Genomic DNA, 24431 nt, shown 5'->3' on the forward strand with positions numbered 1-24431 from the left:
TCGCTTCACCGTGTGGGCTGGGGCAGACGCACCTGCGTCAGCGCCTTGATCCTGCCGGGGCGGAGCGCTTTCAGCCGCGTCAACAGATCCTTGGCGGCTGCATTGCCATAGGCACGGCGGCTGATGCCGAAGAGCATGACGCCCGGTTTGCCGCCGGCATCGCTGTAGCGGGCATAGCGATAGGCGTTCCACTCGACGATGTATTGTCCGTCGGCATCCTTGCTGCTGAGGATGAAATCGAGCAGTGCCTCGCCTGCTGCGGTGTTCTGGATGACCTCCATGTTGACGAGGGGGTCCGTCGCCTTGCGCTGGTTCAGCATTGCTGCCTGGGCGCGGACGGCATCCATGACCGTGATGCCGCTCGTGACGGTTTCGACCAGGATCATCTGTTCGTATCGCTCGGCGTGCTGTCCGGCCGGAAGATATTCCTGCTTGATGTAGGTTGCTGAGGGCTGTGCGCTCCAGACGAGCCTGTAGGCGTCGCCTTCGAAATCGATCGGGCCCGGTATGCCGAGAACGTCGGTAGCCTGTGCAAGGGCGGGTGCGGTCGTCAGCACGAGTGCGAGAAGCGCGGCGCCGAGATGGCGGGCGAGGCGCCGGATCGAAGGGATGGCTGGCATGGCTTGTCTCCTTCCATCAAAGCGACAAGGCCGCCGGGTTCATCCGGCGGCCTTGCATTCATCAGATACTCAATCGGCGTTCCGGTCCTTGGCGCGGTCGGCGGGCACCCTTGCCGCCGCGTTGCCGACCGAGGCGGCCAGCAGGGCCTGTGTCGGATCCGTGCCCTTGAAGCCGGCCTGTGCGAGGATCTCGTCGAGGATGGGTTTCTGCGCGGTGAAGCTCAGAAGCTGGCTGCTGAGGTCACCGACGGGATTTCCTGCGCCGTCGCCGCCGTTGCCGGCCAGCGCACCGGCGAGGCCCCCGGCGCTGAAGATGCGGATGTCCGAGATCTTCTCGATCGGCTTCATGGCCTGTTCCAGCGCCTCGGGTATGATGGCAACGCGGGCGCGGGCAAGCTCGAACTCGATGATGCTGGCCGAAAGGGCGTTGCGGGCTTCGTTGAGCGCGCGCTCGGCCTGAGCTTCGGCCTGACCGAGCTCGACAACGCCGGTCGCCTTGATCTTGGCAGCTTCCGCATCGGCCTGCGCCTGGATTTTCGTCGCGGCGGCGAGGTTTTCTGCAGCCTGGCGCTCGGCCTCGGCCTTCACGGTGATGGCGGTCGCGGCCTGTTCGGCTTCCTTGCGCGCATCGAGCACGGCGATGCGCTTGGCGCGCTCGGCGATCTCGACTTCCCGCGCGGTCGTTACCTGTTCTTCGGCGGTGATGGCCGAGGCCTTGGCTTCGTCCGCCTTGGCGCGGGCGGCCTGCTCCTGCTCGCTCTTCTCCGCCACGGCAATCGCGGCGTCGATACGGGCGGTTTCCGTCACCCGGCGGGCCTCGGCTTCCCGTTCCGCAATGCCGCGCTCGGCGTCGATGCGGGCGGTTTCCTTGGCCTGGCGCGCCTGGGAGTCGCGCTCGGCAATGCCCTTTTCGGTATCGAGCCGGGCGGTTTCCTCGCTGAGACGCGCAAGCTGTTCGGCCCTTGCTGCCTCCGCGCGCGTCTCGGCGGTCTTGTTGGCGATATCGCGTTCCTGCGTCAGCTCGGCGTCACGCTGTTCGCGCTCGATGGTGAGGCGGCGCAGCGAGGCTTCCCGGTCCTTGGTGGCAATCTCCACCTCGTTGTCGCGGACGATCTGGTTGCGCTCGCGCTTGCGCTCCTCGGTGATCTTGGTGAGCGCGGTCAGGCCCTCGGCGTCGAAGCTGTTGTTCGGGTTGAAATGCTTGATGTCGGTCTGGTCAAGGCGGGTCAGCGACACGGACTCCAGCTCTAGGCCGTTCGACTGCAGATCGTGTGCGACCGCGGCCTGCACCGACTTGACGAATTCGGCGCGCTGCTCCTGCAGGTCGCGCAGCGACATGGTGGCGGCGACCGAGCGCAGGCCGTCGACGAACTTCGCCTCGACCAGCGTCTTCAGCGCATCCGCGTCGTTCGTGCGATCGCCGAGCGTCTGGGCGGCAAGGGCGATGTTTTCCGAATCCGGCTTCACGCGGACATAGAATTCCGCGGTGATGTCGGCGCGCATGCGGTCCTTGGTGATCAGCGATTCGTTCTCGGCGCGCTTGACCTCCAGCCGCAGCGTGCTGAGCGACACCCAGGAATAGGAGTGGAAGATCGGCAGGATGACCGACCCGCCGTCGAGCACGACCTTCTTGCCGCCGAGGCCCGTGCGCACATAGGCCTTGTCGCGCGTGGCGCGGGTATAGAGCGAGGTCATGATGATGCCGATGACGACGACCGCCGTCACGATGACCCCGGCGATGATTCCTACCGAGAGGAAGTCCATGATCGTTTACCCTCCGTTGTTGGGATAGTGGCTGTCTTCGAGCACCGCGGGGGCGGGGATGGCTTCGAAGAGGCCGTCCTTCCCGTCGACGATGAGCACGGACGCGCCCGTCTCGATCACGTGCCCGGGCACGGCCCGGGCACGCAGCGTGTGGATGTTGTCGTAGCGATCCTTGATCCGGACTGTGCCGGGATGGCCCAGATCGAGCGGCCCGAGCGTCACCGTGCCGACGAGACCGATGAAATCGGCCTGTTCCTGCACGCTGGTCTCGTCGCGCGGGATGATCCGTGCCAGCCCGCGCGACGACCAGCGGGTGACGGGAATGGCGACGGCGAGCGCGCCGGTGACGGCGGCGTAGAGCGGCAGCGGTTCGTGGAACTGCGAGATGACCGCCTGCAGGGCGAAGCCGGCAGCGGAAAAGGCGGAGAGCAGGATGACGGCGAGCACGAGGATCGGTACGCCGCCGGCATTGAGCCAGGACATCCACCCGCCGAGAAGACCCGATTCCGCATCGCCCGGCCCGTTGAAGTCGAGGCCGTCCTCGATCAGTCCGGAGGCGGACGCGCCGAGCAGCACCGAGACCAGCTCGACGATGCCGAGGCCCGCCACCGTCAGAAGCGCGATCCAGAAGGGAGCGGTGCCCGGATGGACGATGGAATCCATCAGCGCTCACCGTGCTTGAAGGCGGCCAGGCGTGCCTCGATCGCCTTCTGGCGTTGCAGGCGCCCCAGCTCCTCCACCTCCGCCGTGCCTTCCATGGCCGGCTTGGACGGAACGCCGGTGACACGCTCGACGGCCTCCAGCGCATCGGCAAGGCGCCGGTCGTTGCGCTGGGAGGGCGTGGCGGCCGGTGGGACGGCACGCTCGGCGCGGCGTGCGTCCTCCAGCCGTTTCATCGCATCGGCGCGGGCCGAGGCGATGCTGCGCAGCGTGGCTTCGGCATCGGCAATCTCGCCGGCATTTTCCAGGATGGCCTTGGAGAGGGCGTCGCGCTGGGCTTCGAGGTCGATCTGGACGCCGGTGGCGGCACGGGCGAGGTCTTCCCGGCCACTTTCCAGCCCGACCTTGATCTTCTCGTCGAGGTCGCGGATCTCCGCGTCGAGGTCGTCGGCCTTGGCTTTCAGCCGGTGGCCGGCGGCCATGGCGACGCCGAGCGCGGCGCGGGCCTCCTCGGCGATCGTGCCGATCTCGCGCACGGCCTGCTGTGCCACGGCGACCGGGTTCGATGCCTCGGCGGCATCGACTGCGGTGTTGACGACGCCGGCGATGACGCGCCCGAGGCGGGCGAGGATACCTTCGTTGGACATGGAAGCCTCCTTCTTCGAATGGATGCCGGCCTGGATGCCGGCATAGAGACAGATGGACGACCCGGCAAAGACGAGCCGCGCTTCGGCAAAATCCGTCCAGCCGTCGCGATAACCGCTTGCCGCATAGGGCAGGACGATACGCCCGCCGAGCGTTGCGATGCTCACGCTGTCCGGGCCCTTGACCGCGAAGAGCTTGGAGTCGAGCGGAATGTCCGCGACGATCTCTCCTGGCTTGCGGCGGCCGTGGTCGCGCAATGCGAGTGTCACGAGGCGGGCGGGAAGCCCTGTCGCGGTGCGGATGTCTTCATAGGCCGCCTGGTGCAGTGCCACGACATTGGCGCCCTTGGTCCGGTCCAGGATTGCCATGGCCTGCTGGTAGGCCGCCAGCGTCTCGGACAGTGCTCGACGCATGTCCGGGGTGGGCTGAAGGTCGAGCCTGAGGCTGGATGTGAACTTCGTTGCCATAGCTAAATATATAAAGCACTTCATTGGTGCTTTCAAGGCCGATTTCGCTTCGACTGCCTATTCAACGGATGAGGTCGGCAGTCTCTTCGGTGGGGCAGGCGTTGTTTTTCGTCCCGCCCGCGAGCGACACGATGCCATCTTGCCTGACCGCCTGCCGGAACCGCGAGCATGAAGACCGGCGGCTCGCCTGACCGTCGCCGAAAACGAAGAGCGAGATCCATTCCGGTCTTGAATTTGAAATAAGCCGGTTATGTTGATCGTCTTATCTGGGTCGCGCCCGCGACCGGCAAAGCCGTTCGATATCGTCAAGAAGTGTCCTCATGCAGCTTTCCCTCCGTATCGTTCTCTCCCTCGTCCTTTTCATCTTCCTCGCCATGCCGGCTTCTGCAAAGGCCCCGACGCAGGCGGCCATCGCGCGGTCGGACGTCATCGCGGCGGAGATGAAGGCGCTTGTGGAGGGCGGCGACCTGGAGGGCGCGCGCCGCAAGGCGGAGGCGGCGAGCGCCCAGTTCAAAACGGAGGGAGAGACCTGGCTTGCCGCAAGCTATGCGGTCTCGGCGGCCGATTATGCGATGCGCATGGGCGATGCGGCGCGCGTCGATGCCGACTACTATCCGCGCATGGGGGAACTGCTCGCGACGCTCGAGCCGGTGGAGGAAACCCGGGCCAATCTCCTGCTTGAACTTCTGATGGACGCGAAAGGCCGGCTCGGCGACAAGGACCGGCAGGATGCGCTGGCGGAACTCTACGAAGAGCGGATTCGCAAGGCCCATGGCAGGGACAGCGCGGAGGACGTCGACGCCCGGGTGCGCACCGCCTACAGCCTGCTGGAGAGCCAGCGCCTGGAGGAGGGCCGCAAAAGGCTGCGCGCTGCGCTGGCCGCTTCGGCGAGGACGGAGCTGCATGCCGTGACGTTGCGGCACTATACGCAGGCCGCACGCAGCTTCCAGGCGAGCGGCCTCAACGACGACGCAGCGGAACTCTTCCGGGAGGCGGAGCAAACAACCGCCATCCGCGCCGAGGTGAAGGAGCTTGCGGACTTCTACCTTGCCTATGCGGAGTTCCGCACCGCAGTGCCCGACAGTGGACAGCATTTCGTGCCGCTCTACTCCATGGCGACTAATCTCTATGCGCGTTTCTACGGCCATGAATCCTCGGAGCTGATCCATGCAACCGACAAGCTGGCAAGCGCACTGTCGGAAGTCGGGCAGTATGGCACAGCAATCGATCTCGAACGGCGCAACTACGAAATCGCGCAGAAGTCGCTTGGCGACGACGACACCATCACGTGGCGCATCGCCAACAATCTCGCCGACATGCTGCGCGGCATGGGCTCGCCTTCCCGGGCGCTGGAATACGACCTGAAGGTGTTGGAAAACCGCACCCGCCACTACGGCCAGAACCATTTCAACACACTGGTGAGTGCCAACAACACCGCGCAGAACTATCTCGATCTCGGCGATTATGCCGAGGCGCGTCGCTACTTCGCGCTGTGCCTGGAGATATCGCAGGCGCTTGGCGATCCCGTGACGATTGCCGGCATGGAGGCCTGGCTTGCCTATACCGATCTGCTCTCGGGCGCCCGGCCGATGGATGCGGCGGCGCTCGGGCGTATCGAGGCGCTCGTCACCGATTCCAACTATCCGGCGATCCTCAGCATGAAGGCGGCCAATCTGCTGGCGGATCATTTTGCCAGGGCAGGCAACGTGGAACGGCAGATCAAGCACCTGCAGCAGGCCTACAGCATTGCCGGGGGCGAGATGAGCACCGGTCACCCGCTCGCCGTTGCCGGGCGCATCGCCCTTGCCAATGCGAAGGCCGCGACGGACCCCGCCACGGCTGCGGAGGAATTCGCCGCTATCGACCAGGACATGCTGCGCTGGGTGCACTTGCAGGTCTCCGTGGCGGGCGGTCGGGAGGTCGGCGAGGCGGTGCGCGCCATGGCGGACGACATGCTCTACGATTATGCGCGCTTTGCCGAACAGCACACCTCCGCCGTACCCGCCTTTGCCGATGCCGCCCGGCGCTGGCCCTCGCTCGCCACTGCCGATGCGGACAATGCGCTGAAAGTTGCCCGCATGGTTGATCGCTCGGATACCGAGACAGTGCGCCTGCTTGACCGCATCACGCGCCTGTCGCGCATTGCACGTGAAATCTTCGCCGCCGATGTCGAGCAGGATCTCGCCTATGCCTATCTCTCCGACACCAAGGCGCTGGAGCAGCAGCTGCATGAGCGTATCGTTGCGCGCTACCAGCTGGATCGAGAAAAGGTTCTGAACCAGCCGTTGCCGACCCCGGGTGATCTCCTGGGCAGGGATCAGGTGCTCGTCCAGTATTTCACGACCCGCAAGTGGCGCGTGGACCGTGAAAGCGCCGATCCGATCGCAGATGCGCGGCTTTACGCTATCGTCTGGCGCAAGGGTGCGGCGCCGGTCCTGCGGGGGCTCGGCGATCCGCGCAGATTGCTGGTGGGCGGCGAGGATATGGTGGCCGCGCTCCAGACGCGCGATCGCAGCACGGGGGAGGGCAGGGGGCTGTTGGTGCAGGCGAGCAAGCGCGCCTTTTCCCGGCTGCATGACGGGCTGATCGCGCCGATCGACGCCGACATTGCCGGTGCCAAGACCGTCTTCATCGTGCCGGATGGACAATTGTTTGCCTTGCCCTTCTCCCTGCTCGAGGATCCTGCGGGCAGGTTGCTCGAAGAGCGCTTCACGCTCAGGCTGCTGACCGAGCCGGAAGCGCTATACCGGGCTGTCGAGGACCGTGCACTGCCCTCCGAAGGCCGGGTCGTGCTGGCCGGCGGCATCGATTACGCAAAGGGCGAGGAGGCGGGTGCCATGCCGCTGCCGGGCACGCTGCGCGAGGTGGAGGCGATCGGCAAAGTCCTGTCCGGCCCGGGCTTGAGGATCGAGACCCTTTCGGGAGCTGCCGTTGGCGAGGCGGCACTGCGCGAGCGCATGACGGGGGCGACCGTCGCCCATCTGGCGACGCACGGCGCCTATGGCAGCGCGAAGAATGGCGGTGCCAGCAATGTCGATACGCTGTGGCAGAGCGAGGTCATCCTCGCCCGGTCGGGCGATACGCGCGCCATGCGTCGCGACGAGAAGGACGGGCGGCTCTACGCCTTCGAACTGATGGGCTGGGATCTCTCCGGCCTCGATCTGCTGGTACTCTCGGCCTGCGAAACCGGGCGCGGCGACGAGGCGTTCGTCGGGGGGCTGCGCGGCCTGCCGACCGCGGCAAATCTCGCCGGTGCCAGGCGCTCCCTGCTGACGCTCTGGCCCGTCGCCGACGATGGCACCGCCGATTTCATGGTGCGCTTCTACGAGCACCTGAAGGACGGGCAAGCCTATGCCGAAGCGTTGCGCAGCACCCGGCGCGACGCCATCGAAGGCCGCATACCCACGGCGCAGGACCCGCTTGTCTGGGCCGCCTTCGTGCTGTTCGAAAACTGAGCGTGGGATCGGCCGATATCGGGAGGGTGCCGTGCGCAAGTTTCTATGGACGCTGACGGCGCGAAACGGTACACAGTCGCCAGCGCCTGCAGGGCTTCGGCTGGGACGACCCGGCCGTGACGACACGATCGGGGACGGCCCCTTAGAAGGTCGCTGGTAATGCCCTCCCTCTCCGTTCCCAAGAACACCATTTTCAAGATCGTCGTGGCCTGGCTGGTTGTCGCCGCCTTCCAGCTCGGTGGCAAGGCCTGGCTTTCGCCCGACATGACGCCGGTCGTGGCCGGCATCTGCTTTCTGGTGCTGTTTGCCACAATCCTCGTGGCTGCCTTCGGTGTCGTCGGCGAGGCCGATGAATTGGCGCACAGCCTCGGCGAGCCCTACGGCACGCTCATCCTGACGCTCTCCATCGTCTCCATCGAGGTCATCCTGATCGCCGCCGTGATGATGGGGCCGAACGAGGCGCCGACGATCGGCCGCGATTCCATCTTCGCCGTCATGATGATCATCCTCAACCTCGTGACCGGCATATGCCTCGTCGTCGGGGGGCTGCGCTATGGTGAGCAGGAATACAATGCGCAGGGGGCTCTGGCCTTCATCTCGATGACCGTGGTGCTCGTCGGAACCGCCCTGCTTCTGCCCAACACGCTGAGCACCGGCAACGGAACCTTCTGGCCCTCGCAGGCCATTGCTCTCTCGGTGTTCACGGTCCTGCTCTATGGTGCATTCCTGCTGCTGCAGATGGGGCGCTACCGCAGCTATTTCATGCAGCCGGAGGCGGGCGCGCTTTCCATCCGTCTGTCGCCGGCGCGGGGCCTTCCCGCCGAGCCTGTTCCCGGCGATGCCGCCGACCGCCGTCAGAACATGGTGCATGCGGTGCTGCTCATCGCCCTGATGGTGCCCATCGTGCTTCTCGCCCATGACCTTGCCGTGGTCATCGACTACGGCGTGGCAAGCGCGGGTGCGCCGGTCGCGGTCGGCGGAGTGCTCATCGCCATCATCGTGTTCACGCCGGAATCGATCACGGCGGTCAAGGCCGCGTTCAACAACGAGACCCAACGGGCGATCAACCTGTGCCTCGGGGCGTTCGTCTCGACGGTCGGCCTGACCGTGCCTGCGGTGCTGACCGTGGGGCTCGTCGCCGGCAAGACCGTCGTGCTCGGCATCACTCCGACGGAAACGGTACTCCTCGCCCTGACGCTGGTTCTGACGCTGCTGACCTATCTCGGCCAGCGCACCTCGGCCATGCAGGGCTTCATGCACCTCACCCTGTTCGGCGTGTTCTCGCTGCTGCTGTTCACGAACTGACGCCGAAGCGTGGAGGCCGGACGATCGTTCGGCCTTCCGTGCGGCGGAATGGCCCCCCACTGGCCTGTCCGATTACTATAAATGCTATCTTTCCTTAATCCTCGCTCAAGCAGCACCTGACACTGTAAGAGGATGCGGATAACCACAATCACCAATTGGGCTTACGGCATCACCGTCATCCTGACGGCGCTGTCCGGTGCGTCGTTCATCATGTCGTCGCGCAGCGCGCTTCAGGAGCGCGCGGCGGCCGAGGAGCATCTCTTGCTCGATACGCTGGCCGAGGAACTGGCGCTCGGTGCGGAGGTCAGGAGCGACGAGGCACGGCTTTATGTGATGCGCGGCGAGGAGCGCCACCTGCAGGCGTTTCATGCGGAAGAACAGGCCGAGCGACGGCGGGAGACGGCGGCTTCGAAGCTTGCCGCTCGGACATTGACGGCGGCTGAGGCGCAGGCCCTGCTGGCGGTCGATGCGAATGCCGAGGCACTGGACAAGATCGAGTCGGCGGCGGTCGAGGCGTTCCAGCGCGGTGACAAGGCGGCGGCCCAGACGGCCCTGTTCGGCCCGGAGCATGAGCGGGTCCAGGGAGAGCTGCTCCAGATGGTCGCCCATTTTCGCGATCTGACGGCGACGCGGACGGCATCCGAGCTCGAAGCCGCCCGTTTGCGCAGCAATTGGTGGAGCCTTGTCGCCAAGATCATGCTGGCCTTGACAGGCGCGCTGTTCGTCGCGGTGCTCTATTTCGTCCTGCGGCGACGGGTGGCAATGCCCCTGCGGCGGATGACGGGGATCGTGAGCCGGCTCGCCAGGCAGGACTACAGCGTCGAGGTTCCAATCGACCGCCGTGCGGATGAAATTGGCGAGATGAACGAAGCCATCGAGGTCTTCCGCACGAACCTGATCGAGCGGGAAAGGCTCGATGCCGAACGGCGGGCGGACCAGCATACCAAGGACCTGATCCTGCAGATGATGCACCGCGTGCAGGCCTGCCAGAACCAGGAGGAGCTGACGGACGTGATCGTCCGCTTCGCGCCACAGATCTTTCCCGGGCTTGCAGGCGGGCTCTACATTCTCAGCGATGAAGACGCCTCCCTGATGCGCGTGGGGGCCTGGCTCGACCCTGAGCATTCGGCGGCGGTGTTTCCTGCCGCCGAATGCTGGGGGCTGCGCCGTGGACGGGCGCATCACAGCAATGACAGCGGCTCGGACGTTCCCTGCCAGCATGTCGCCCCTCCCGGTGTGACGGCCCTTTGCGTTCCGCTGACCGCATTGGGTGAAATGATCGGGCTGCTCTATCTGGAGGAGCCGGGTGGGGAGGTTCTCGGTGCGATGGGGCCGCGGCTCTATCTCGAACTCATCGCCGAGAATGTCGGCCTGGCGATCGCGAACCTTCAGTTGCGGGAGAAGCTGACAAGGCTTGCGATCCGCGATCCGCTCACCGGGCTCTTCAACCGCCGCTTCCTGGACGAAACGCTGCATCGGCATGCCCGCAAGCAGGGCGGCGAACGACTTGCCTGCCTGATGATCGACATCGACCACTTCAAACGCTTCAACGACCAGTACGGCCATGATGCGGGAGATCTCGTCATGCAGTTCGTCGGGCAGACGCTGCGCGATACCTGTGCGCCTGTCGGCGATGCCTTTCGCTTCGGCGGAGAGGAGTTCACCACCCTCCTGCCGTCGCTCGGCGAACAGCAGGGTATCGAGCTTGCGGAGATGCTGCGGCAGAAGATCAGCAGTGTCGCGCTGTCCCATGCGGGTCATATCCTCGGAAAGGTTTCCGTCTCGATCGGTGTGGCGGCGTCGCCCGAGGGCGGCTCGGTCGAGACACTCGTGACGCGGGCCGATGCCGCGCTGCTGGCGGCGAAGGCCGCTGGCCGCGACAGGACCATCGCCGCAAGCGGTGTCGCGCGGTCAGCCTAGGGGATCTCGCCCGAAGCGGTGCTCCCGTGTTGGACGATGTGACCGACGAGCCATAATGGCGTCTGCAGCGATGCCGCGGCATTCACGCATGGACGGCGTCAGGTTTCCTTGCGAGCAAAACTGGCATTGCCGAGCCCGGTACCGATCGTCACGGCCGCCCAGCGCGCCACATCCGTCATTCGTGGTACTGCCGACAGGCCCTGCACGACGGCATCGTTGTGCATGATGACGAAGGTCGGCTGGCCGGCGATATCCGGGATTGCCTTGCGCAGGGCTTCTGGAAGATTGAAATGCGTACTCTCCCAATTGCCGCCCGGCAGGTTCTGGCCACCCCGCGCGATCGACCCGTCGGCGGCGATAATGCCGGGGCAGCCGATGCCGATGACCGGCGCGAGGGCAAGCTTGGCCTTCGCCGCCTTGGCGATGAGCGCTTCGATCATCCGCACGAGATATTCGATGGTCGCGGTGCGGCGGGGTTCGTCGTCGGCGTGCCGCCACAGTTCCGATTTCCAGACCCTGGCCTTGGAGAAATCCGGCTGGTCGTCGAGATTGAGCTTGATGATGCCGGCCCGGATGTTGGTGCCGCCGATATCCACGGCGAGGATCGCATCATGGCCCTTCAGCATCCAGGAAGGGATGAGGTGCACGGCGCCGATAAGCCCGGCTTCATCAGGATGATGCGCGATCGGCACGAGATTGACTTTCAGCCCCTCGGCCTTGAGCCGGATCTGGGCACGGGCAATCGCCATGAGGCCCGCCTTGCTGTCCTTGAAGCCGCCGCCGACCACGATCCGCTCCGTGCCTTTCCAGGCCTCCTCCCTGAGATAGCGCGCAAGAATGCCGGCAAGTTCCGTCGCAAAGTCGTCGATTGCCGCCAGCACCAGGGAAGCGGCCTCCGTTTCTCCCTCTTCAAGCAGCGCGTCGATCCCCTTCTTGGAAAGACCGTCCGTCGGCACGTCGCCCAGCGGATCCGGGCCGCCGGTGCGGACCCGTTTGCGCCACGCCTCGATCGTGTTGCGGAAGGCGGCCTTGTTGGCCTTGTCGCCGATGAAGCCGTCCTTGTCGCGCAGTTCGAGATTGTAGCTCGTCACCCTGACGACCGGCAGGTCATCGGCTCCATGAGCGACGGGGGCGCTGTTTTCTTCGATCGGTCGCGGCTTCTTCTTCTGATTGTTCATGTCGGCTCCTCTGCCCGGTGCGAGGGCACAATGCGCCGGGGAAAGACTTGTTCCGGTCGCCGTTTCGGCGTCAGCCCTTGCCTCGCGGCGGTTGCGATCTACTTGCTTGCCGATGAACGAACTGGAGAAATTGCGGCCTTCGGATGCCGCAACCCGTCATCTTGTCCGCCGCCTCATCGACGAGCCCGAGCGCTGGGCGCTTTTCCTCGATATTGACGGGACGCTGCTCGACCTTGCCGCGACACCCGATGCCATTCAGGTCCCCCTGTCGCTGCCGGCGGACCTTGATGCCGTATCCGCCCGCCTTGGCGGTGCGCTGGCGCTGGTCACCGGGCGAAGCCTTCCCTTCGCCGATGGATTGTTTGCCCCCTTCCGCTTTCCCATCGCCGGCCTGCATGGTGCGGAGTTCAGAGGCGCGGATGGAGCGACGTCGGTCGTCTCCGCGACACCGGCCTTCGCTGCGCTGAAGCAACGTCTCGTCGAGCAGACGGCGTGGATGGAGGGCGTGCTCATCGAGGACAAGGGTGCTGCCGTCGCGGCCCATTACCGGCTTGCGCCGGCCTATGACACGGCGCTCGAGAGGATCATGCGCGACTTTGCCGAGGAGGCGGGCTGCGCCTGGGTGCTGCAGCCCGGCAAGATGGTCTTCGAGATCCGCCCTTCGCGTGCTGACAAGGGAGAAGCTGTTGCCAGCTACCTGGAACAGCCTGCCTTTGCGGGGCGCCTGCCGATCGCGATCGGTGACGATCTCACGGATGAGAGCATGTTCGCGCTTGCCAATGCCCGTGGGGGCCAGTCGATCCGCGTCGGCTCGCTCGCCACGGCCACCTGTGCGCTGGCAAAGGCATCGTCGCCATCGGCCATCCGCTCTGCGCTGACCACCATTGCCGGTGCAGGCAGGGACCGCAAGGCGGCGGCCACCTCCTGACCGTGCAGAAGGCAAGGGCGCTTGGGGCTGAATGTGGCGGGGGACGATGATGACGAACTTCCGGCGAAGGATGTCGGCAGGCAGCTGCGTTTGAAGCAAGGCATGCCGCTCATCTGGCACGCTATGGGCGCAAATCGGTATCCCGGCACGGCCTGGGTGGTTATATCGACTCAACTGTTGAGTGAGATATTCATAAATAAGGAATAAATCCTGCAAAACATCTGTGAAGCTCTGTTCCTCTATTGTCGGAGGGCGCATCCCGGATAGTTTTCTCCTTCGTTAGGTGGGCGAGGGGAGAGCGGGTTCGCGGATGCACTACAATATTCGGTCGTTGCAGGTGTTCGAATGTGTCTACCGACACGCCTCGCTGGCGGGTGCGGCACGGGAGTTGGGCATAACCTCGAGCGCGATCAGCCATCAGCTGCGCAGTCTCAGGGAGCAGATCGGCGAGGAGCTTTTCGTCAAGCAGGGCCGCAGCATCGCCTTCACCGATCGGGGGCGGCAGATCGCCGAAAGCCTGAAATATGCTTTCTCTGAGATCGATTCTTCCGTCCGAAACGGTATTGCGGCCTCCAGTCGCTTCCTGCGGGTCACCATGTGCAGCTGCTTCGGGCTCGGCTGGTTCATTCCGCGGCTGGAGGGCTCGGCACAGGCCGGCTGGCGCAACCATCTGCGGGTCAAGATGGATGCGGAAGACATGGATCTCAGCGACCGCATCGCGGACGTGTTCTTTTCGACCACTCCGCTGAAATCGGGTTACTGGTCCTGCAAGCTGTTTGACGAGACGCTGATCGCGGTTTCCCCCGAGCACGGGAGAGGAAGTCAGCTCATCACGCATGATGTCGAGGAGGCGGTCTTTGGAGACGACTGGCTGGCCTTTTCCCGCACGGCCGGCAATCTCTGGCCGACACCCGTGGATCGATCCACGTTCATCGGCTCCAGCCACTATGTCTTCGGGCTGGAAATGGCGATGGCCGGGGTTGGTAGCGCGCTGGTTCCGGATTTTCTCGCGGAACGGGCACTGGAAAAGGGACGGGTCGTGCTCGCCTCCCGCCACCGCATGCCCTCGGGACGGGCCTACTACATGAACATCAAACACGCCCGGCGTCATGAGCCGCTGATCGACGGGTTTTGCTCCTGGGTTCTCAAGACTGCACGCCGGTAGCGTCCCCACTCTGTATTCCCTGTAGAGGCGCGGTTGATACCCTTCATTCCCTCTTTTCGGGAATATGAGGTCGATTTTGATCGCATTGGTAGTGGAAACGGACAGAATGCGTGTATTTTTATAATAAATGCAATCTTAGGAAGTAAATTCCTGTTCTATACCGGTGAATTTGGTTCAGGTGAATGAGATAAACTCAATGTTCAATGAGATGTACAGTTAAATTTTTGCAATCTATGGTATTTTCCGAGTAATATTTCCTGTTTAAGCCCGAATTAACAAATGGATGTAATATTTTTCCTAGTCGATTACCCCATCTGCTCAGTCGGAGTTCCACATTTCCCGAAAACAATGTGGCATTGGTTGCCTGCCCGCAATGGGCCGGGCGGCTCGTTGATGCGCGGATGAGGCGGTTGCACCACCGTTTTTCCATCCTCGCGAGGCACTCATGTCCTTTCTGCAGAATGCCAAGATCATAACGAAAGTGCTGGTTCCGGTCGTCGCGCTAAGCGCGATTGTCATTGCCAGCATTGCTTACCTGTCCTGGAGTTACCATCGCGCCGATGAGAGTTACAGCGCGTTTGTCTCGAGCGACAACCGTGCGACCCTGCTCCTGTCGCGGGCCAATACGAGTGTGCACACCGCGGCCTATGTCGCCTACAAGGTGCTCGCCTACGATGCGAAGGCACCGGAAATGCAGCAACTCCTCGGCAGTTTTGCAGACAGTTCGAAGCAGGCGATCGAGCGCTTCGAGGCAGCCAAGCAGCGCCTGCCGGAAGCGGCGACCGCTATTGATGGCATGATTGGCAAGGCTCAGGCGATTTTTGCAGAGTTGAGCAAGGCCGTTGAGTTCGGTTCGCGCAATGAGAATGACGCGGCCCGCCCCATCCTCGCCCAGCAGGACGTCGCGATTATCGAGCTTCGCAAGATGCTCGGCACATTCATCGATGAGAACACCGCATCCATCGATGCGCAGACCGAAGTCCTGGCGAATGGAACGGATTTCACGATCAAGTCGTCGCTCATAGCGCTCGGTTTCGTCCTGGTGGCCGCACTGGCCGCATCGCTCGCAATAACCATCTACGGCATTACCCGGCCGGTGGATGCCCTTCGTCAGCGCATGCTGGGCCTTGCCGAGGGAGAAACGGAAGCGCCGGTTTCGGGGCTTGGCCGCAAGGACGAAGTCGGCCAGATGGCCGCCGCCGTTGCGGTGTTCCGCGACAACGCCGTCGAGCGCATCCGGCTTGAGCAGGAAGCGGCATCGAACCGCAGCCTCTCGGAAAACGAGCGGCTGGAGCGCGAGGCCCAGAAGGCACGCGAGGCCGCCGCCATCCAGGCCGCCGTGGACGCGCTCGCCACGGGCCTCGAACAGCTGTCCAACGGCAATCTGACCCACCGCGCCCACGAGCCCTTCGGTCTCAATCTCGATGGCTTGCGCACCAACTTCAACGACTCGATGGTCAAGCTGCAGAACACCTTGAAGCGGGTCGAGGAAAGCACCCGCAGCATCAATGCCGGTGCAAACGAGATGCGCTCGGGCGCGGACGATCTCGCCCGCCGGACTGAACAGCAGGCCGCATCCGTCGAGGAGACGGCGGCCGCGCTGGAGGAAATCACGACCGCGGTGAAGGATTCGGCCCGTCGAGCGGAAGAGGCCGGCACACTCGTGGCCCGCACCCGGGAAGGGGCGGAGCGCTCCGCCATCGTGGTGCGCGACGCGATCGAGGCGATGCAGCTGATCGAGAAATCCTCCGGCGAGATCACCAACATCATCAGCGTGATCGACGAGATCGCCTTCCAGACGAACCTCCTGGCGCTCAATGCCGGCGTCGAGGCTGCCCGAGCCGGGGAAGCCGGCAAGGGCTTTGCAGTGGTCGCGCAGGAAGTGCGTGAACTCGCCCAGCGTTCGGCGGCGGCGGCCAAGGATATCAAGAACCTCATTGGCGCTTCCAGCCAGCAGGTGCAGGCTGGCGTGCAGAAGGTCCGCGAAACGGGTGCCGCGCTTGGCACGATCGCGACGGAGGTACAGGAAATCAACCGCAATGTCGTCGCCATCGTCGAGGCGGCCCGTGAGCAGTCGATCGGACTTTCGGAAATCAACACGGCCGTCAATTCCATGGACCAGGGCACGCAGCAGAATGCGGCCATGGTTGAACAGACGACGGCGGCAACGCACAGCCTCTCCAGCGATGTCACTGCTCTTTCTCAGCTGTTGGCCCAGTTCAAGCTGCACGAGCGGGAGCATGCTCCGGTTGCCGTCGTTCCCTCTTCCGGGAGTTCTCCCGTCCGGGCGCTGACCCGCAAGGTCGCAAGTGCGTTCTCCGGCTCTGCCGCCCTCGCCCATGCTCCACAGGGCGATCAGTGGCAGGAGTTCTGAGATGTCCGGGACCGGCAAGCCCGAAAGGGATGCCGGTCCCGGGCTTCGTTGCAGGCCGCATCAGGCAGCGGATTGCCGGTTGGTGTCACCTCGAGCATGCACAGGATGGAGTTTTAGCGAATGTTGACGGTATATGGCTGCCTCGTGAACGAGCACGATCTGCGGCTCGTGCTCCTCGCCGGGCTGGTTTGCACCCTGGCCTCCTTCGCTGCGATCAGCCTCCTGCACCATGTGCTGCGTACGCAGGGGCCGCTTCGGACGATCTGGCTGTGGGTTGCCGCGACGGCGACGGGTTTCGGCATCTGGGCCACGCACTTCATCGCAATGCTCGCCTTCTCCCCGGCCATGCCGACCGGCTATAACATCGCACTCACGGCGGTCTCGCTGCTGGATGCGATCCTGCTGACGCGCCTCGGGCTTTCGGTCGCGCTGGCCCGTATCCGGTTTGCGCGCTGGCTGGGTGGGGCAGTTGTCGGCGGCGGCATCGCGGTGATGCACTACACTGGCATGGCCGCCTTCGAAATTCCCGGCCGCATCGAGTGGGACCCGGTGCTGGTCGCCGCCTCAATCATACTCGGTACGGTGATCGGCGCCTGTGCCCTGCCGGTCGGTCTGCGCGAGCGCAGCAAGGCGGCACTCGCCGGGGGAGCGTTGTTGTTGACCCTTGCCATCGTCAGCCATCATTTCACGGCCATGGGCGCGGCGGCGATCGTTCCCGATCCACGCTATCAAGTCTCCCCGCTGGCTATCCCGACGGGCTGGCTGGCCGTGCTGGTCTCGATCGCGGCGTTCACCATCCTGCTTCTGACCTTCGCCGCGCTGGCGCTCGACATTCGCGACCGCCGGCTTGCCGAACGGGAATCGGAGCGCATGCGGGCACTGGCCAATGCCGCCTTCGAGGGCCTTCTGGTCTGCCGGCAGGGGGTGGTCGTTTCGGCCAATGCCAGCTTCGAGACACTCGTCGCCTGCCCGCAGGAGCAGGTGATCGGCGCCGAGCTTGCGACATTTCTGCCCGATGCGGCGGCCCGTCGCCAGCTCGCGGACAGGCCGAACACGGCTTTCGAAACGCGGCTGCGCGCGATTGACGGGGCAATGATCGATGTCGAGGTGGTTTCCCGGCCGATCGGCTTTGCCAACGCGCCGCACAGCGCCATCGCCGTCAGGGACCTGCGTGCCCGCAAGAAGGCGGAAAACAACATCCACTTCCTTGCCCACCACGATACCCTGACGGGCCTTGCCAACCGAAACAGCTTCAACAGCGAGCTCGACGAGCAGATCGCCGCCCATCAGCCGAACGGGCGTCTGGGCGGGTCGCATCTGGCGGTGCTCTGCCTTGATCTCGATCGCTTCAAGGAGGTCAACGACCTCTTCGGCCATGCCGCTGGCGACAAGCTGCTGCAGAAGGTGGCGCTGTCGGCTTCAAGGGTCCTGCGCAAGGGCCAGCTGATGGCAAGGCTTGGCGGCGACGAATTCGCCATCATCGCGCCTGGTCTGAGCAATCCCATGCAGGCGGGGCGGATCGCCGAGAGCGTGCTTGATGCATTGCGGACGGAAAATGAGAATGCTTCCGCCACGGACGGCCTGATCTCGACGAGCATCGGCATCGCGCTCTTTCCGGCGGACGCGGCCGACCGGACGTCGCTCATGAGCCATGCCGACACTGCGCTCTATCGCGCAAAGGCGGACGGGCGCGGCATCTACCGTTTCTTCGAGAGCGCCATGGGCGAGCAGGTGCGCGAACGTCGCCGCATCGAACACGACCTGCGGCACGCCATCGTGCGGGGCGAGCTCTCTCTCGTCTACCAGCCGCAGGCCCGTACCGCGGACCGGGAGGTCGTCGGCTTCGAGGCGCTGCTGCGCTGGAACAGCCGCGAGCGGGGTCGTATCGGACCGGACGTGTTCATTCCCATCGCGGAGGAATGCGGGCTCATCCTGCCGATCGGCGAATGGGTGCTGCGTGAGGCCTGCCGGGAGGCGGCGGGCTGGGTGCATCCGCTCGGCATTGCCGTCAATGTCTCGCCGATCCAGCTCCACAGTGCCCATTTCGCCCAGCTGGTGCACGAAACGCTGCTCCAGACAGGCCTTGCGCCCCATCGCCTGGAACTGGAAATCACTGAGACCGCTCTCATCCGTGATTTCAACCGGGCCCTTGCGACGCTACGCCAGTTGAAGGCCCTCGGGGTCCGGATCGCCATGGACGATTTCGGAACCGGCTATTCCTCGCTTTCCAACCTGCGGGCGTTTCCCTTCGACAAGATCAAGATCGACGCATCGTTCATCCGCTCGGTCGACGGAAACGGGCAGGCGGCGGCGATCGTGAAGGCCGTGCTCGGCCTTGGCCGCGGCCTCGAATTGCCGGTCCTTGCGGAAGGCGTGGAGACGGCGGAAGAACTCGCCTTCCTCAGCGCCGAAGATTGCCAGGAGGTGCAGGGCTATCTTGTCGGCCGGCCGCGACCGATCGGCGAATTCTCCAAGCATACCGGCTCGATGCCGGCCGTGCGCGGGCCTGCCTATGCCGAAAAAGGTGCAAACACCTGACGAGGCCGTCTATTGAGACAACTGTCCACTTGGACAGAGCGGGGCGACGTCGGCACCCGGCCCTGCTCAGGCGGCCGCTGCCTGCTGTTCCCGCAGGAAGGTCGAGATGCGTTTCAGCCCTTCCGCCAGCACCGCGCCGTTGTTGGTGAAGCCGATCCGTACATAACCTTCCATGTCCATGGCGCTTCCGGGCGTCAGCATCACGCCGGTGCGCGCCAGCAGCCCTTCACAGAACTCCACGGAGGAGAGAGGCAGGTGGTACTTCAGGAGCGCGGTTGTGCCGGATTTCGGCTTGATCCAGGAGACCAGCGGCTCGCCGTCGACCCAGGCCGCAAGTGTTGCGAGGTTGCTGCGGGTGATGGCGCGGCTGCGGGCAAGGATCTTGTCACGGTTCTCCAGCGCGATGGCGGCGAAGTGGTCGTCCAGCATCCCGACGCTGATCGTGTTGTAGTCGCGGTGGATCGAGACGGCGTGCAGCAGGTCCACCGGTCCGGCGATCCAGCCGAGACGCAGACCCGCAAGCGCGAAGGTCTTCGACATGCTGGCAGTGCTGATGCCCTTTTCGTAGAGATCGGCGATCGAGGCGGTCATGCCGTCGCCCTCCTGGTCCGTGCCGCGATAGACCTCGTCACAGAGGATCCAGGCGCCGGCGGCCCGGGCGATCTCGACGACCTTCTCCAGATAGGCGCGATCCATCAGTGCGCCGGTGGGATTGTTGGGGTTGTTGATGGCGATGAGCTTCGTGCCCGGCGCCGCCAGCCGCTTCAGTTCCTCAAGATCGGGTAGGAAACCGGTCGCCTCCGTCAGCCGGAGGATCTGCACGTCGGCGCCGATGCTCTCCGGGATGGAATAGTGCTGCTGGTAGGTCGGCAGCACGGAGATGACGCGGTCGCCGCGCTCGACGAGCGTGCCGTGCACCAACGCGTTCGCGCCGATCGCACCATGCGTTATGACGACGTTTTCCAGCGCCTGCTTCTCGTAGAGGGCGGCGACCAGCTTGCGCAGGCGCTCGCTGCCCTCGATTGCCCCGTAGGTCAGCTTCATCGGCAGAAGCTCGGAGAGGATCGTGTCGGTCTTGCCCGCCATCTCCAGGAGCTCGGCGACGGTCAGAGATTCGACACAGGTCTCGGCGATGTTCAGTTCGCAATTGTTTTCATAGCGGTTCATCCAGATTTCAACGCCGAAATCACGAATCTTCATGGGGCAACTCCTTTGGTGTCTCGGACATCGGCAGCAGGCGATGGAGAGCGTGCGGTTTGCTGTCTTCAGGACAGGGATGATTGCACAGGATATTATGAGCAGTATATTGCTCAGTCAAGGATGCCCGATGTCTTCGCCCCGTTTCAGACGCCCGTCTTTGGTCGCGAGCCATCCTCTATCGGGACGGACCGGCACCGCCGCGCGCGAGCATCCTTGGCAGGTCGTACCCGCCTGCGGCATTTTCTTGGAAAAGGTCACGTCTGTCGCAAGACCTGGATCAGCGCGCCATCAGCTGCAAGGCGTCCTGAAGGCCCGGCATGGCGATGCCTGCGCCCTTGCGCGTCACGGCGACGGCGCCGAAGGCGTTGGCGAGGCGGCAGCAGTCGGGGCCGCTGAGGCCGGTGAGGCTGCCGTGGATATGGCCGGCGGCGAAGGCATCGCCGGCGCCGGTCGTGTCCACTGCCGCGGTGGAAAACCACGGGGCACTGTCGGTGCCCTCGCGTCGGCAGAGGCGTGATGCGGCTCCATCCCCCTTGAGCGCGATGCGTCGCACGCCACCCGCCAGCAGCGCGGCGAGCATCGGCTCAAGGTCGCTCCCCTGCGGCCGATGCAGGAGGCGGGGAAGGTCGGCGCCGTCGAGCAGGATCATGTCCAGCTTCGGCAGAAGGCTCAGCACCTTGCCGGCGATTGTCGAGGCGACGCCGCCGGGCACGTCGAGGCTGACGGGGATGCTCCGCGCTGCTGCAATATCGATGGCGCGGCAGGCGGCCTGCGATTGCGGGGCTTGAAGCAGCGCATAGCCGGAGAGATGGAACAGCGCGGCGCCCTCGAAGGCGCTTTCGGCAATGTCGTCCGGCGCGAGATGGGCATTGGCGCCACGATAGGCGAACATGGTGCGTTCGCCGCTCGCACCCACCGTCACCACGTTGATCTGCGTCGGCTCGGCGGGATCCTCGCCGATCCAGCGGGTCGCAACGCCGGCTCCGACAAGATCCGAAAGCGCCTGCCGGCCCCAGGCATCCGCACCGATACGCCCGATCAGGCGGGCCTCGTGGCCGGAGCGGGCAAGGGCAATCGCCGTGTTGGTGGCCGAACCGCCGAGTGCCACGGTCTGGTGCGTGGCGATGCCTTCCCCGCCCTCGGGCGGGTAGAAGGGAATATCGAGCACGAGGTCGATATTGATATCGCCGAGCAGGACGACCGCGGCCATCGGGCGGCCTCAGAGATCGACGTGCATCAATGCGATCGCCTGATCCACATCGGCGATGATGTCGTCGATATGTTCGATGCCGACCGAGAAGCGCACCAGGCCGTCGACCACGCCCATCGCCTCGCGTTCCTGGCTTGGAATGTCGAGGAAGGCCATGGTGGCGGGAACCTGCGTGGTGGTGCGAAGGCCGCCGAGGCTGGCTGCGAAGGAGCACAGTTTCAGCCGCTTGAGGAGGCGTGCGCCGGAGGCTTCGTCGGCCACCTGGAAGGAGAGCATCGCACCGCCGCCCTGCAACTGCTCACTGGCTGCAGCGTAGTTCGGATGCGAGGGCAGGCCGGGATAGAAGACACGCTTGACGCGCGGATGAGCCTCCAGGTGCTTTGCCAGCGCCAGCGCGTTGGCGCATTGCTTTTCGAGGCGCAGCGACAGGGTCTGGGCGCCGCGCAGAAGCAGCCAGGCGTTGAAGGGAGAGAGCGGCGCGCCGAGCTTGTTCAGCGTGTTCCAGCGCACATCCTCCAGCCAGTCGGCGGGCAGGATGTCCGATTTCAGCGTGATGACGCCGCCGACGGCATCGTTGTGGCCGCCGATGAACTTGGTGGCGCTTTCGACGACGACGTCGACGCCGAATTCATGCGGGCGGCAGACGGCGGGGGAGGCGAAGGTGTTGTCGCAGATGACGACGATGCCGCGGGCATGGGCGATCTCGACCAGCTTTCTGAGCGGCGGCACCTTCATCGTCGGGTTGGCGATGGCCTCGACATAGAGGACCTTGGTTTCGGCGGTGAAGGCGTTCTCGACGGCACGCACATCCGTGCAATCGACGAGGCTGACCTTCAGGCCGAAATCCTGGGCGCGGTGGTCAAAGAATTCATGGGTCGAGGAATAGGTGGTGAGGTCGGCGACGATATGATCGCCGGCCTTCAGGATGCCGAAGAGCGCATGCGAGATCGCTGCCATGCCGGATGCCGTGGCAAGGCAGCCGGTGCCGCCTGTGAGCTGCGCGATATGCTCTTCGAACTTGTACTCTGTCGGGTTGCCGCAGCGCGAATAGATGTTCACTTCCTTGCGCGCGCCGGCCACGATCTGGTCGTAGATGTCGCCGGCATACTGGAAGTTTGCCGACATGTAGATCGGGTAGCTGATCGACTGGGAGTGTTTCTCCGGCTCGTAGAAGACGGCGCGGCTGGCGAACTGGTAATCCTTGGCAGACATTGTGTTACTCCTTCACGGCGCCGCCGATGAGGGCGGCCGTGATCTGGCGTTCGAAATAGACAAAGAGGATGAGCGGGGCGATGGCCGCGATCAGGATTGCCGCCAGCATCACCGGATAGTTGGTGATGTGCTCGCCGACGAAATCGGTAAGGCCGACGGGCAGGGTCTTGCGCGCCGGATTGTTGATGAAGACGACGGGGAAGAGGAAGTCGTTCCACACCCAGATCATGTTGACGATGGCGACGGTGAACATGGCCGGCCTTGCGATGGGCAGGGCGACCTTGCGAAAGATCTGCCATTCGGAAGCGCCGTCGACGCGGCCGGCGTCGAAGAGTTCGCGCGGCAGCGTGTTGAAGAAGGCCTGCATGATGAAGATCGATACGGGCACGTTGAAGGCCGCTGTCGGCAGGATGACGCCGAGATGGGTGTCCAGCAGGCCGGCTCCGCGCAGCATCACGACGAGCGGCACCAGCGCCACATAGGCAGGGATCGCCATGGCAGCGGTGAGGGACAGTTCCACCGCCGGCATCCAGCGGGGCCGGTAGATGGCGAGCGCGTAGCCCGCGAGCGTTGAGACGAGGACGGTGATCAGTGTCGCGCCGGCCATGACGATCAGCGAATTGACGGCGTAGCCGCCGAGCGCCCCGCCGCTCCACGCCCCGATATAGGCGTCGAAATTGAGGCTGGTCGGGAAGGACCAGACGGAGCGCATGAATTCCTTGTTCGTCTTGAAGGTGCTGTAGATCATCCAGATGAAGGGGAAGATCACCATCAGCACATGCAGGGTGAGGAGCGCGAGCACGACGCTGTTCGTGCGGTTCCAGCGGTGGACGACCGTCGTCATGCGTCCCCCTTGCGCTTCATGTAGCGGAAGATGATCCAGGCGGCGAGGGCCGTCAGCACCATCTGGGCGAAGCCGATGGTTGCGGCATAGCCCATCTCGAAGCTGCCGAAGCCCATCTTGTAGAGGTAGGTGGAAACGACCTCGCTGGCGTGGCTCGGCCCGCCATTGGTGAGCACGAAGACGAGAGAGAAGGTTTTGAGCGAGCCGATGATGGCGAGCAGCGAGTTGGCGCGCACGGCATCCCAGACCATCGGGATGGTGATCGAGACGAACTTGCGCCGATGGCCCGCGCCGTCGATTTCCGCCGCCTCGTAGACGCTTTCCGGTACGGAACGCACGGCCGCGGTGAAGAGCAGCACATAGAGCCCGAGATAGGTGAAGCTCATGACCACGACGACGGCGAGGAAGGCGGTGTCGGATTCGCCGAGCCAGCCGCGCTTCAGGCTATCGAGGCCCACCACTTTCAACGCCGCGTTCACCAGCCCGAAATAGGGATTGTACATGAAGCGCCAGAGCAGGCCGATGCAGATCTCGCTGACCATGACGGGCACGAGATAGAAGAACAGGAAGATGCGGCTGAAGGCCGGCACGATGCGCACCAGGCAATAGGCGATGACCAGCGCCAGAAAGACTTGGAAGACGATGGCCGAGAGCGCGACGAGCAGGTTGCGGCCGAGTGAAGCCCAGAAGATCGGGTCGGCGGCAAGTCTGAGGACATTGCCGGCGCCGACGAAGAGCGGCGGGGAGGCACCGTCCCACTGGAACATCGACAACCAGCCGGCATAGACGACGGGATAGGCGACGAAGGCGAAGACGAAGACGAGAGCCGGCGCCAGGAAGACCAGCGCCGCCCGATTGTGTCTCTTCGCAAAGCCGATGTCAGCGCGCATCATCCCGCCGGTTTCCTGGAGGTATCGGCCCGCCGACGTTGAAGCGCCGGCGGGCT

At 64.4% G+C, this 24431-nt stretch carries 17 protein-coding genes; 7 read left to right on the top strand and 10 right to left on the bottom strand.

Annotated features, from left to right (window positions below; all coding sequences use genetic code 11):
• Window positions 1–5: 5 nt before the first annotated feature.
• From K0P03_RS32070 to K0P03_RS32085, 4 genes are all read right to left on the bottom strand, one after another.
• Window positions 6–620, bottom strand: coding sequence for a hypothetical protein (locus K0P03_RS32070; RefSeq protein ID WP_272791787.1), 615 nt, complete (start codon window positions 618–620; stop codon window positions 6–8).
• Window positions 621–689: 69 nt separating this feature from the next.
• Entirely contained in the window at window positions 690–2384 is a 1695-nt protein-coding gene (locus tag K0P03_RS32075; protein ID WP_024270269.1) for a flotillin family protein, read from the bottom strand.
• Between the two features lie 6 nt (window positions 2385–2390).
• Window positions 2391–3047 carry an OB-fold-containig protein gene (locus K0P03_RS32080; RefSeq protein ID WP_272791788.1) on the bottom strand — a complete coding sequence of 219 codons (657 nt, stop codon included), beginning with the start codon at window positions 3045–3047 and terminating at the stop codon, window positions 2391–2393.
• Complete coding sequence (locus K0P03_RS32085) at window positions 3047–4102, bottom strand: PspA/IM30 family protein (RefSeq protein ID WP_272791789.1); 1056 nt, start codon at window positions 4100–4102, stop codon at window positions 3047–3049. Before K0P03_RS32085 ends, K0P03_RS32080 begins: the two co-directional genes overlap by 1 nt.
• A gap of 374 nt (window positions 4103–4476) precedes the next feature.
• Here K0P03_RS32085 and K0P03_RS32090 point away from each other — a divergent pair, with 374 nt between their 5' ends.
• The 3 genes from K0P03_RS32090 to K0P03_RS32100 all read left to right on the top strand — a co-directional run bounded on the left by K0P03_RS32090 (window position 4477) and on the right by K0P03_RS32100 (window position 10836).
• Complete coding sequence (locus K0P03_RS32090; protein WP_272791790.1) at window positions 4477–7611, top strand: CHAT domain-containing protein; 3135 nt, start codon at window positions 4477–4479, stop codon at window positions 7609–7611.
• A gap of 159 nt (window positions 7612–7770) precedes the next feature.
• Window positions 7771–8916: a calcium:proton antiporter gene (locus tag K0P03_RS32095; RefSeq protein ID WP_272791791.1), complete on the top strand. Its 1146-nt coding sequence runs from the start codon at window positions 7771–7773 to the stop codon at window positions 8914–8916.
• A gap of 132 nt (window positions 8917–9048) precedes the next feature.
• Entirely contained in the window at window positions 9049–10836 is a 1788-nt protein-coding gene (locus K0P03_RS32100) for a diguanylate cyclase (protein WP_272791792.1), read from the top strand.
• Window positions 10837–10934: 98 nt separating this feature from the next.
• On the opposite strand, the gene K0P03_RS32105 is transcribed toward K0P03_RS32100, so the two are convergent.
• Window positions 10935–12014, bottom strand: a complete 1080-nt coding sequence (locus K0P03_RS32105) for an ROK family protein (protein WP_272791793.1) — start codon at window positions 12012–12014, stop codon at window positions 10935–10937.
• 112 nt (window positions 12015–12126) lie between these two features.
• Between K0P03_RS32105 and otsB the strand changes: the two genes are divergently transcribed.
• From otsB to K0P03_RS32125, 4 genes are all read left to right on the top strand, one after another.
• Window positions 12127–12942 (top strand): trehalose-phosphatase, encoded by an 816-nt coding sequence (otsB, locus tag K0P03_RS32110; protein ID WP_130518426.1) that lies wholly within the window; start codon window positions 12127–12129, stop codon window positions 12940–12942.
• Window positions 12943–13252: 310 nt separating this feature from the next.
• Window positions 13253–14107 (top strand): LysR family transcriptional regulator, encoded by an 855-nt coding sequence (locus K0P03_RS32115; RefSeq protein ID WP_050745033.1) that lies wholly within the window; start codon window positions 13253–13255, stop codon window positions 14105–14107.
• Window positions 14108–14552: 445 nt separating this feature from the next.
• Window positions 14553–16481, top strand: coding sequence for a methyl-accepting chemotaxis protein (locus tag K0P03_RS32120; protein WP_130518393.1), 1929 nt, complete (start codon window positions 14553–14555; stop codon window positions 16479–16481).
• A gap of 120 nt (window positions 16482–16601) precedes the next feature.
• The gene (locus K0P03_RS32125; RefSeq protein ID WP_272791794.1) at window positions 16602–19019 is read left to right on the top strand and encodes a bifunctional diguanylate cyclase/phosphodiesterase; all 2418 of its coding nucleotides are present in this window, start codon (window positions 16602–16604) and stop codon (window positions 19017–19019) included.
• Window positions 19020–19085: 66 nt separating this feature from the next.
• Here K0P03_RS32125 and K0P03_RS32130 read toward each other — a convergent pair whose 3' ends face one another.
• From K0P03_RS32130 to K0P03_RS32150, 5 genes are all read right to left on the bottom strand, one after another.
• Window positions 19086–20219 (bottom strand): aminotransferase, encoded by a 1134-nt coding sequence (locus K0P03_RS32130; RefSeq protein WP_272791795.1) that lies wholly within the window; start codon window positions 20217–20219, stop codon window positions 19086–19088.
• 277 nt (window positions 20220–20496) lie between these two features.
• The gene (locus K0P03_RS32135; RefSeq protein WP_272791796.1) at window positions 20497–21429 is read right to left on the bottom strand and encodes a carbohydrate kinase family protein; all 933 of its coding nucleotides are present in this window, start codon (window positions 21427–21429) and stop codon (window positions 20497–20499) included.
• A gap of 9 nt (window positions 21430–21438) precedes the next feature.
• Window positions 21439–22641: a trans-sulfuration enzyme family protein gene (locus tag K0P03_RS32140; protein WP_272791797.1), complete on the bottom strand. Its 1203-nt coding sequence runs from the start codon at window positions 22639–22641 to the stop codon at window positions 21439–21441.
• A gap of 4 nt (window positions 22642–22645) precedes the next feature.
• Entirely contained in the window at window positions 22646–23485 is an 840-nt protein-coding gene (locus K0P03_RS32145; protein WP_023516924.1) for a carbohydrate ABC transporter permease, read from the bottom strand.
• Window positions 23482–24378: a carbohydrate ABC transporter permease gene (locus K0P03_RS32150; protein ID WP_229557930.1), complete on the bottom strand. Its 897-nt coding sequence runs from the start codon at window positions 24376–24378 to the stop codon at window positions 23482–23484. Before K0P03_RS32150 ends, K0P03_RS32145 begins: the two co-directional genes overlap by 4 nt.
• Window positions 24379–24431 lie beyond the last annotated feature (53 nt).

The organism is Shinella sp. HY16, assembly GCF_028534175.1.
Taxonomy (GTDB): domain Bacteria; phylum Pseudomonadota; class Alphaproteobacteria; order Rhizobiales; family Rhizobiaceae; genus Shinella.